The organism is Microcoleus sp. Pol1C5, assembly GCF_036701115.1.
Classification (GTDB): Bacteria; Cyanobacteriota; Cyanobacteriia; order Cyanobacteriales; family Microcoleaceae; genus Microcoleus.
In genome coordinates this window covers 1-9,026 of sequence record NZ_JAUBQE010000107.1, presented here as the reverse complement: position 1 = coordinate 9,026, position 9,026 = coordinate 1, and the positions used below count along the sequence as shown (strand labels likewise).

The following is a 9,026-nucleotide window of genomic DNA, read 5'->3' as shown; positions in this document are numbered from 1 at the left end:
TTTCTAATCCTCTCATCTTCCAATGCTTGCTTCTTTTTTGATTTACTCACATTTGCTGGGGGTCTTCCTAGAGGGGGCCCACGCTCGCCTAATTCCTCTTTCTTTGCACCACGCTCGGTTTGATCTTGTACGATAAATGCGATCTGCATGAACTGGCTCTGGATAATGTCCTGTAAATCTATAATAAGCTTATACTTGTGCTTTTAAGTCCCCTGATTCGTTAAAGTTATCCCAGCTCATCCGGTCTAAAAATACATATCCTTCAAAACAACTGGCTGATAGTTTGACTCGCCTCTCTACGCTTTTCCCGGCTTTTCCTCTGACTATAGGACGAATATGGGGTTGATTTAAACTTACTATTCTATCCTCAATACTCTGTTTATCGTTGTCAAATAACCACTGTTGCTGGCGAGCGACTTCTGTGAGGACTAGCAAAGTTTTATATTGCTTTTTGTTCAGACATTCTAGGGTCGCACCTGAATCGATTAGCTGTTCAATATGAGAAGCGTTTCTTTTGATATACTGAAGTTGTTTTTTAATTGCCTGTCTTTTTTTGTTTCGGGTGGATCGTCGATCGTCTTTGTTTGGCTACTTCTAAGTAATCTTTTCGGGCGAGATTACGGTAGGTTCTTGGTTTTTTATTTAATTTGTTTATACAGGATGTTTATGATTTTTTATGTATGAACTCGGGCTTCGTTTCATATTCCTAAGTCGGTTGGATAACTAATGTCGGCTGGGGCCGAGGGAGCATCTACGATCAACTTACCGCGATTGGGTGACTCATTTTTGGCGTCCGAATCCTTTTTTTTTCGGGTTTGACGCTCCGTGATGGAGCGGATTTTTTCAACCATTCGTTCGTTAACTTTATTAATTAGGTTCAGACTAATTCTTTGGCGAAAATGAACTAATAGAGATGGGTCAAAGGGGATTTCATTACTCTAGCTTGATTGACCAATAAAGTATTGTAGATAGGGGTTTTCACGGATTTGTTCTACTCTTGGACGATCGCTAATTCCGAGTTTTTCTTTGATGATTAATGCCCCCAACGCCATCCGAAAGGATTTGGCCGGTGCCCCCATTTCTGTGGGGAAATTTTGGGCATATTCTGATTCAAACTCTGACCACGGGATTAGTTGGGCGATTTTTACCCAACGGTTGAAGGAGTGACAAGCTTCCTCCGAAGGGCAGTTCAAACTCGGATGGGGGTTTTGGGACAAGCTCAACTTTTTGGTACACGATCGCAGGTGGCGATGCACGGCTTTTGACCTATTTTACCTGTTTATCTTGCACTTTACTCTCGATCGCGCGCTCGAATAACCTTTCGCCACGTCAAGTGCGCTCGATTATTCAGCAAGCCCTATTTATCTCTAGCAGGGATTAAAAAAAATGGTATTATTGATTGGGTTCGACGATTTGGCGTTGCTGATTTACGGTATGAAGGGCTAAATATGCAAGTCAGAGAAACCAGTATCCAAAAAACTTCGGGATTTTCAAGTTATTTTTTTCATACCCTGATTAAGCAACGCCGACGATTTAATTGATCCAATAAATCCATTCCAACCCTTTTATTTTTATGTTTGAGCTAGCTTATTTCTTACTTCTTTAATTTGCAGACTGACAGAAGAGGGAGATCAGGATTTGGAGCACGCGCGGACAGGCGCATTTTTTTGCGGAGTGGTATAACTACTCTGAACCCACAAATATGGCAATTCGTCAAGCGCTAGTGGGAGAGGGTAAATTAGTATTGGGTATAGAAAAATCTAGAGGAAGTATTGAAGTGCCTGTCCCATTGCCCTTGCCAGCAGGATCAGGCTGGTAAAGTTGGATACGAGCACGCCCAAGTCGTTTAGCTTGATAAAGCGCTTGGTCGGCTGCGGCAATCAGAATTTCGGCTCCCGATTCAGATGCAGGAACAATACTCGCTACGCCCAGGCTGAGAGTGACGTACTCGCTCACCTGAGAACCAGCGTGAGGAAGCTGCAAAGCTGCGATTTTGAGCTGTATGTGTTCGGCTACCAGCACCGCGCCTTGAATCGCGGTATTTGGCAAAATCACGGCAAATTCTTCGCCTCCGTAGCGAGCTACTAAATCGGCGGGGCGATTGACTGCATTGCCGATCGCCGCAGCGACTTGTCGCAAACATTCGTCTCCCCCTGGGTGCCCGTAGGTATCGTTGTAACTTTTAAAAGAATCAATATCGCAGAGAATCAGGGACAGAGGCGTTTGTTCCCGGGCTTGTCTGCGCCACTCCATTTCTAAATACTGATCGAATCGGCGGCGGTTTGCTAGCTGCGTGAGTTCGTCTAAACTGGCCAAGCGCTCTAACTTGAGGTTGGCGGCTTGCAACTGCTGGTATAGTTCTGCTTGCTTGATGGCGATCGCCAACTGGGTAGCCAGAGAAGACAGCAACTCTACTTCCAACTGCATCCACTGCCGGGGAGTGCACTGGTGGGCCATCAGCAGCCCCCACAAATCATCTCCTTGGACTAAAGGCACTACCAAATAAGCCCTCACCGCAAATTGTGCGAGCAAGTCAATTTGATATTGCGGCAAATCGGCGGCCCAAACATCGGCGATCGGTCGGATAGCTCGATGTTGGTACGCTTCGAGATAGAACTGGTCAAAACAGAAATTTTCCAGGGTTTCCCCCAACATCGGCGGGCAGTTGGGAGCTACAGATTCCACTGTCACCGCCCCCGTCGCCGGGCCGGCGCAGAGACTGTCGGTACAGGGGTTAAAGCGCACGATCATCACTCGATCGGCTTGAAGGAACTGACGTACTTCTGTCACTGTCGTGCTGAGCACTTCGCCCAAATCCAAAGACTGGCGGATGTGCTGAGTAATCGTCGCCATCAGCAGTTCTCGTTCGTTCTGCTGCCGTAGCGCCTCTTCTGCCCGCTTGTACTCGGTGATATCTTGAGCAGTGCCGAAAATTTGTTTGGGGCAGCCGTCGGCTGTGCGGGCGAAAACTTGGTCGCGGCAGCGAAACCAGCGCCATTCGCCCGATCGATGTTTGAGCCGATAGTCCAACTCCAAAATCTGCCCGTCTTGGGCCCAGGAAAATTTTTGCTGGTGGGCTTTAAGCCTTGGCAAATCTTCTGGGTACACCAAACTCGAGTATAAAGCAGTTTGCATCTGTAAAATTTCTTGGGGAGTGTAGCCCAGCAATTTAGAAGCTTGACCGTTGACGTAGACGTTGCGCTGTTCGGTCAAATCGTAGATGTAGAGCAAATAAGGCGCCGCGTCAGCAATCTGCTGGATGAAATGCTGGCTCGATCGCAATTCTTCCTCCACCCGCTGACGTACTTGCACTTCTTCCACAGCTTGATCCCGCATTGTGCGGTAAGCTTGGATGCGGTGGGTGAGGTCGGTCACGTCTTGAATCACCAGTAGGGCGTAGAACGATGGGGAATTGACCCCCGGCCATATTGATGACGAAACTGAGGGTGCAGATTCCCTAGACAAAAAATCCCTTCTTGGTGAGCCGACTCCAACAGTACCGTCTGATTCCAACTCAAGAGTCTGGAGAACCCAGTCTCTCATCTCCTGTTCTTCTATGCCTGCCTCCACGGCCGACACAGCAGTCACTGTAGTTTGCTGAATTCGCTGCTGACCGTCTTGCCAAGTTGCCGGAATCAGGTGTTTGTGAATTTGAGAAGAAAAAATTGTTGGCGGGCCTCCTGCAAAGATTTGCTTGAAGCGAGTGGCGTACTTTAACTGACTCAAGTGAGGAAAATGGGTTGTGATCTTTGTCCCCAATATTTGGCTGCGGGGAATTTTAGTCCACTCTTCCAGACAAGTGTTCCAAAACAGCACCACAAAATCATCTTGCAGCAAGCAGGCGCCGACTGGTACGCTGTCGAGAACCCCAAACTTTTCCTTAATACTTTTGCTCTCCTCAATCATAGACCCCCGGCAAGTTGATTGATAGCAGTCAACAAGGTGTCAAAGGAATTAACATTGAAAATAAGAATGATATCTCCTTCAATGTGAAGCCTTTCAATCATGAAACTGGTCTGGGCTAATAAAACAACTGTGTCAGTAGCTAAACCGCCAGATATCAGCAAACTAGAAATCGTTCCTTCGCTATAAGTGGGAATTGAGTAGTTCAGGCGCTGCTGAAGTACATTGCTGATTGCACCCATGACCCCATTAATTACAATATTTCCCACTTCACTCAGCGTACCAATTTTGACTGAATCGAGATCGTGAGTTCCAACTTCTTCCCCTGTAAGCATTGTCACCAGCAGGGCAGCGCTGTTGGTGGGAAAGACTAGCTGGGCAATGCCTCCAAAGGAGCCTGTGAATTTGAGCTGGACGGCGGCGATTTGCTCGCCGTTGAGGTGCTGCTCTAATTCTTCTTCCACGTCGATGGGAGTCAGAATTTGAAGGTAGGGGATTTGCAAGCGAATCGGGGAGTCGATCATGTCGTTCAAAACCCCTGCGGCTTGACCGATCCCGATATTGACGAGTTCCTGCAAAGCATCAAGCTGTCGAGTGCTTAATTTCATTGAGTGCTCTCCTCGCTGACACTGAGAGCTTTTTTGATCCATCCGATCAGTTCGTCTGAGTTGGGCATTTTGTGAATGACTGCCAGGGCTCCGAGTTCCATGCACTCGGAGCGGGTGCTTGCTTGGATGTCTGCGGTAATTACGATCACTGGAATTTTATATCCTCGATCGCGCATGGCTTGCAGGACTTCCCGACCTTCCATTTCTGGCATCAGCAGATCTAATAGCATACAGTTTGGGGTTTTAGTGCCGAGCTGTTCTAGAGCTTCGGGGCCACTGGATGCTTCCCAAGTCTCGTATCCTTCTGCTCGGAGAATTTTGCAGATTACCCTGCGAGTCAACCACGAATCTTCGACAACCAGAATTGATGTCACTACGTTCTGCTCCTTCTATTGTTAGGACTGACCGGTATTGCAGGTACTGCTTTTATCTTGACATTAATTTAAAGTGCTGGGACGGTGTGCGATCGAGCTTGACTCGGAATTCCTGTTCTTAAAAACTAACCCATTAATGTGTTGGATAGTTTAGTATCTGGGACTATGTGAAGAAAAAACCCGGTTTCTGAATGAAACCAGGTTTGGGGGATCTCTATTGCTCTTAACATGGGCGCTCAATTATAGATTACCAAACGCTTCCGGAGAGACTCTACTCTCTGTTTTGCCGTGGTATTGTCTGGATCGCAGGCGAGAGCTTGTTCGTACATTTCCAAGGCTTGAGCTGTTAATTTCTTGCGCTCGTAGGCATGACCCAGATTATTGAGAGATGTAACGTATTCTGGTTGTAACTTCAGGGCTTCTTTGTAGTTGCGGATTGCGATGTCGTACTGTTCTTGGCCAAAGTGTGCAAAACCGAGGGCGTTGTAAATAACAGCTTGATTTTCTTCGCCTTCCAAGTCTTTGGCTTTCAGGGCTTTTTGAAACAGTACGATCGCTTGGGAGTAAAGCTTCTTATCTACATAGATACTTCCTAATTCGTAGTATTCCTGTGCTGTTCCTCTTTCTACTGTCAGCTTATTTTCTAAGCGTTCGAGAGACATTTCCAGCTTCCGAGTTTTAAGAATCTGGCGCACCACAAACCAGGAAGTGCTGCCGAGTATAGCGAGCAGAACTGTCAGGTAAACTATGAGCAAATTACTATCCATGTTTTTCTTAAAATTAGGTAGGTTTCTTGAAGGTGTTATTTATTTTAAGGCGTTAGCAATCTCTGGCATTTGCCTCTGCAACTGTATAAAAAACAAGGAAATAGCGATCGACCTGCCCGATCGCGATTTCTGAAAAAGCAAGAGTCCAGAAGTAAGAACAAAGAAGGAAATTTGGTCTCAACCTCCTAGATTTATCAGGAGTTTTCCTTCTCTGGCAGACTGTTAAATCTTTCTTACTTCTGCTTTCTGCATTCTGAAAATCAAGCGAACTTTCAGGATCCGGCTCGATTAGCCATTTCCACGACTTTACCGAATGTTGCTGGGTCAATGATCGCCATTTGTGCCAACATTTTGCGGTTGATTTCGATGTTGGCTTTTTTCATGTTGCCGATCAGTCTGCTGTAGCTCGTGCCGTGCTGGCGCGATGCGGCATTGATCCGAGCAATCCACAGGCGGCGGAAATCGCGTTTGCGTTTTTTGCGATCGCGATAACCGTTACGCAGGGCCTGCATCACCCGTTGGTTAGCTGTGCGGAACTGTTTCGACTGTGCGCCTCGGAAACCCTTGGCTAATTTGAGAATTTTTTTGCGGCGCGCTCTGGCGACATTACCGCGTTTTACCCGTGTCATCTTTAATTTCCGTTAAACTTTACAAGTATGGAAGCATTAACCGCACGTTAGCATCGTTGGTCTCGTCGACGACGACCAGCTTAGAGAGACGGCTTTTGCGAGCTGAACTTTTGTGCTGTAGCAAGTGGCTTTTGTAAGCTTTACGGCGCACGATCTTACCGCTGCCGGTCGCTCTAAAGCGCTTTGCGGCTGCTTTGCGAGTTTTGAGTTTTGGCATGAACTGGTGTTATTTGGACACAAGCTTATACCGTATCACGTTTGTGCTACTTTCTGCAAGGGAGATTTGTGGGTTAGCAGTGGCGCTGTACTTGGGGCAATATACAGGATGGGCGATCGGCTAATCTTGTGGTTGTTTGCTGCTATTAACACCTAGTATAGAATGTTATACCGCAGTTGCGGTATCATTAACGGTTATCCCCACGGTTAATATTTGAAAGTTGTTGGTGAGGCACGATAATTAAATTGAAGATGCAACATTAATTATTGATCCAGGCGCTTACAGAGTCCATTGAAAAAAAATTGGAAATATCCATTTGTCAGTAATGACAATTTTACGGGACATTTCTTTACTATTTATGTCAGAAATCTAGTGACCAAATTAATAAGTGCTTCATGGGAATTACCCGAAATCTCTAGCGTAAAAGCTTCAGCCGGGAATGGTTTTTGGGCTAAAGTTCTTGGGATAGCAATATTTAACAAACTTGTAACTGAGAGTGTCCAGTCGGGGATTTACTGTGTTTATTTCGCGCCGAATTCTGTGGCGTTTACCCTTCTCTCAATTAAGGAATAGCAGATAAAAGAAATAAGTTAGGATTTGAGAAATCGAGGGACATGGTAAGGGTTCAACCACAATTATTTAAATATAAGCTTGGTTCTGACAAGCTCAGGGAATTTTCAGAACCTCTCGATCTTCAGCTTGATTATATTCCAAAGGCAACTACTTTTAGATGATTCTGCAAGTTTTTGACCAATGGACTTCCTTTGTTGAAAGGGTTATTCGAGCAACTGAATCCTACCACCATCGTGGAAACAGGCGTCTTTGATCGGGAACCAGTATCCCAATGGGGGGATAGAGAAAATCACCTTACTAGGGGATGCCGCTCACCCGATGCGATCGTCCTTATGATTAGGGCCTACTATGATATTTAAGCAAGACTTAAGTGTCTAATAATTTGCTAAACTTATCCATAGTTATTCGCCAACAGAAAGTTCTATGTGGAAAGTGGCAGAATTCGCAAAATTAGTGGGAGTCTCAAGCTCTACATTACGGCGCTGGGAAAGGGAAGGCAAGTTAATCCCTGAGAGGACACTTGGCAACCAGCGTGTTTATTCAGAAAGTCACCTAAATATAGTCCGAAACCTAAAGACCGGTAAAACGCCACCCAATCGGGCGATCGTATATTGTCGCGTCTCGTCCCCTGGACAAAAACAAGACTTACTTCGTCAGACACAAGCTATGGAACAATTCTGCTTGGCGCAAGGAGTTGCGATCACAGACTCCATTCAGGAGATTGGGGGTGGACTCAATTTCAAACGTCCCAAATTCCTGCAAATCCTACAATGGGCGATACTAGGCGAAGTCAAAGTGCTGTACGTGGCTCATCAAGATAGGCTGTGCCGATTTGGTTTTGAACTTGTCGAGCAAATTCTACAGTGGAATGGCGGGACGATTATCGTCGCCAACGCCGAAAGCCTTTCACCGCATGAAGAATTGACTCAAGACTTGCTTTCAATAATCCACTGTTTTTCTTCCCGCCTCTACGGACTGCGAAAATATAAAGCAAAAGTTAAGAATATTGTAGAGGGTGTAGACCCTTGTTCGGATGTTTCTATAGTTGATCAAGTAAAGCCCTCCAAGTAAGTTTAACTATGTTTGGCGTCAAACGACCGCTACGCTAAAATTGAATAACAATGAAGCGACCTTGATGGCAAAACACGTAGGATTTCGGCGCGTAGTATTTAATTTTGGATTAAGCTTGCGAACCCAAATGTATAGCGAGGGGAAGCTTTCAGACTCAAAGGTACTCAACGAAGTCAAAAAAGTTCTCACCAACTACCTCAAGAAACAACCTAAATTCGTTTAGATGAACCAGTTGTTTAGTCGAGTTTATCAAAATGCTTTGATTGACTTGAAAGATGCGTTTAGTCGATATCTTTCCGGGAAAGCAGGTCATCCAAAATTTGCTAGTTGCCGGAATGGTCAGTCTTTTACGGTTGACTCATCTAGCGCCAAAGTTCTGCTAAGTCCTGGTAGCACAATTAAGATTCCCACCTTGGGAAAGTTTCGACTTTACGCTGCACTTAAATGTAGTTTTGTTTCTCAAACTTTCACGATATCAAAAGAAGGAAGTCGCTGGGAAAGTATCCTTCTCTTTTGACGTGGAACGTTTACCTGTTCAGCCATCTGAAGCAGTTGTAGGAATTGACGTAGATATTAAATATGCGACCACGCTGTCAAATCGGTAAGTTTTTGATTCAACAAAACCGTTAATAGCCAGTGCGAAAGCCAAGCTTGCTAGTTTACAGCGCCCAGCATCAAAACAGGTAAAAGGTTCCCAAAACTAACGCAAAACTTACAATAAAATTAGCCGAATTTACGGAAAAATAGCTGGTTTTCTATTATTTGATTTTCAGAAATTAAAAACTTATTTGGCTAAAAATTTCAAGCTAATTAGGGCTTGCTGAATAATTAGCTAAAAGGTTTATACAGCAAGGCTTAGGGGATAGGGCGATCGAACAGATCGT

General features: G+C 45.3%; 10 protein-coding genes and 1 pseudogene. 4 read left to right on the top strand and 7 right to left on the bottom strand.

Annotation, left to right across the window (positions count from 1 at the left end):
* The 7 genes and pseudogenes from QUA23_RS30280 to rpmI all read right to left on the bottom strand — a co-directional run.
* A pseudogene (locus tag QUA23_RS30280) lies at positions 1 to 1,236 on the bottom strand (IS5 family transposase); the annotation flags it as partial.
* A 477-nt stretch (positions 1,237 to 1,713) separates the two neighbouring features.
* A complete protein-coding gene (locus QUA23_RS30275; protein ID WP_333079237.1) occupies positions 1,714 to 3,906 on the bottom strand; it encodes a diguanylate cyclase domain-containing protein in 2,193 nt (730 codons plus the stop codon).
* Positions 3,903 to 4,511 carry a chemotaxis protein CheC gene (locus QUA23_RS30270; protein WP_333079236.1) on the bottom strand — a complete coding sequence of 203 codons (609 nt, stop codon included), beginning with the start codon at positions 4,509 to 4,511 and terminating at the stop codon, positions 3,903 to 3,905. Before QUA23_RS30270 ends, QUA23_RS30275 begins: the two co-directional genes overlap by 4 nt.
* Positions 4,508 to 4,885 carry a response regulator gene (locus QUA23_RS30265; protein WP_333039645.1) on the bottom strand — a complete coding sequence of 126 codons (378 nt, stop codon included), beginning with the start codon at positions 4,883 to 4,885 and terminating at the stop codon, positions 4,508 to 4,510. The genes QUA23_RS30270 and QUA23_RS30265 overlap by 4 nt, the downstream gene beginning before the upstream one ends.
* A gap of 236 nt (positions 4,886 to 5,121) precedes the next feature.
* A complete protein-coding gene (locus QUA23_RS30260) occupies positions 5,122 to 5,652 on the bottom strand; it encodes a tetratricopeptide repeat protein (RefSeq protein ID WP_333079235.1) in 531 nt (176 codons plus the stop codon).
* 272 nt (positions 5,653 to 5,924) lie between these two features.
* Positions 5,925 to 6,281: a 50S ribosomal protein L20 gene (gene rplT, locus QUA23_RS30255; protein ID WP_293148587.1), complete on the bottom strand. Its 357-nt coding sequence runs from the start codon at positions 6,279 to 6,281 to the stop codon at positions 5,925 to 5,927.
* 19 nt (positions 6,282 to 6,300) lie between these two features.
* The gene (gene rpmI / locus QUA23_RS30250) at positions 6,301 to 6,498 is read right to left on the bottom strand and encodes a 50S ribosomal protein L35 (RefSeq protein WP_333079233.1); all 198 of its coding nucleotides are present in this window, start codon (positions 6,496 to 6,498) and stop codon (positions 6,301 to 6,303) included.
* A gap of 291 nt (positions 6,499 to 6,789) precedes the next feature.
* On the opposite strand from rpmI, the gene QUA23_RS31225 reads away from it, so the two are divergent.
* The 4 genes from QUA23_RS31225 to QUA23_RS30240 all read left to right on the top strand — a co-directional run bounded on the left by QUA23_RS31225 (position 6,790) and on the right by QUA23_RS30240 (position 8,659).
* Entirely contained in the window at positions 6,790 to 7,071 is a 282-nt protein-coding gene (locus QUA23_RS31225) for an MrcB family domain-containing protein (RefSeq protein WP_445243538.1), read from the top strand.
* 423 nt (positions 7,072 to 7,494) lie between these two features.
* Positions 7,495 to 8,142 (top strand): IS607 family transposase, encoded by a 648-nt coding sequence (locus QUA23_RS30245; protein ID WP_333079232.1) that lies wholly within the window; start codon positions 7,495 to 7,497, stop codon positions 8,140 to 8,142.
* A gap of 64 nt (positions 8,143 to 8,206) precedes the next feature.
* Entirely contained in the window at positions 8,207 to 8,365 is a 159-nt protein-coding gene (locus QUA23_RS31220) for a helix-turn-helix domain-containing protein (RefSeq protein WP_445243537.1), read from the top strand.
* Positions 8,366 to 8,659 carry a hypothetical protein gene (locus QUA23_RS30240; protein ID WP_333079231.1) on the top strand — a complete coding sequence of 98 codons (294 nt, stop codon included), beginning with the start codon at positions 8,366 to 8,368 and terminating at the stop codon, positions 8,657 to 8,659.
* Positions 8,660 to 9,026 lie beyond the last annotated feature (367 nt).

Coding starts and splice junctions, on each gene's coding strand:
- QUA23_RS30275 (WP_333079237.1), bottom strand. CDS start 3,906: ATGATTGAGGAGAGCAAAAGTATTAAGGAAAAGTTTGGGGTTCTCGAC.
- QUA23_RS30270 (WP_333079236.1), bottom strand. CDS start 4,511: ATGAAATTAAGCACTCGACAGCTTGATGCTTTGCAGGAACTCGTCAAT.
- QUA23_RS30260 (WP_333079235.1), bottom strand. CDS start 5,652: ATGGATAGTAATTTGCTCATAGTTTACCTGACAGTTCTGCTCGCTATA.
- rplT (WP_293148587.1), bottom strand. CDS start 6,281: ATGACACGGGTAAAACGCGGTAATGTCGCCAGAGCGCGCCGCAAAAAA.
- rpmI (WP_333079233.1), bottom strand. CDS start 6,498: ATGCCAAAACTCAAAACTCGCAAAGCAGCCGCAAAGCGCTTTAGAGCG.
- QUA23_RS30245 (WP_333079232.1), top strand. CDS start 7,495: ATGTGGAAAGTGGCAGAATTCGCAAAATTAGTGGGAGTCTCAAGCTCT.
- QUA23_RS31220 (WP_445243537.1), top strand. CDS start 8,207: ATGGCAAAACACGTAGGATTTCGGCGCGTAGTATTTAATTTTGGATTA.
- QUA23_RS30240 (WP_333079231.1), top strand. CDS start 8,366: ATGAACCAGTTGTTTAGTCGAGTTTATCAAAATGCTTTGATTGACTTG.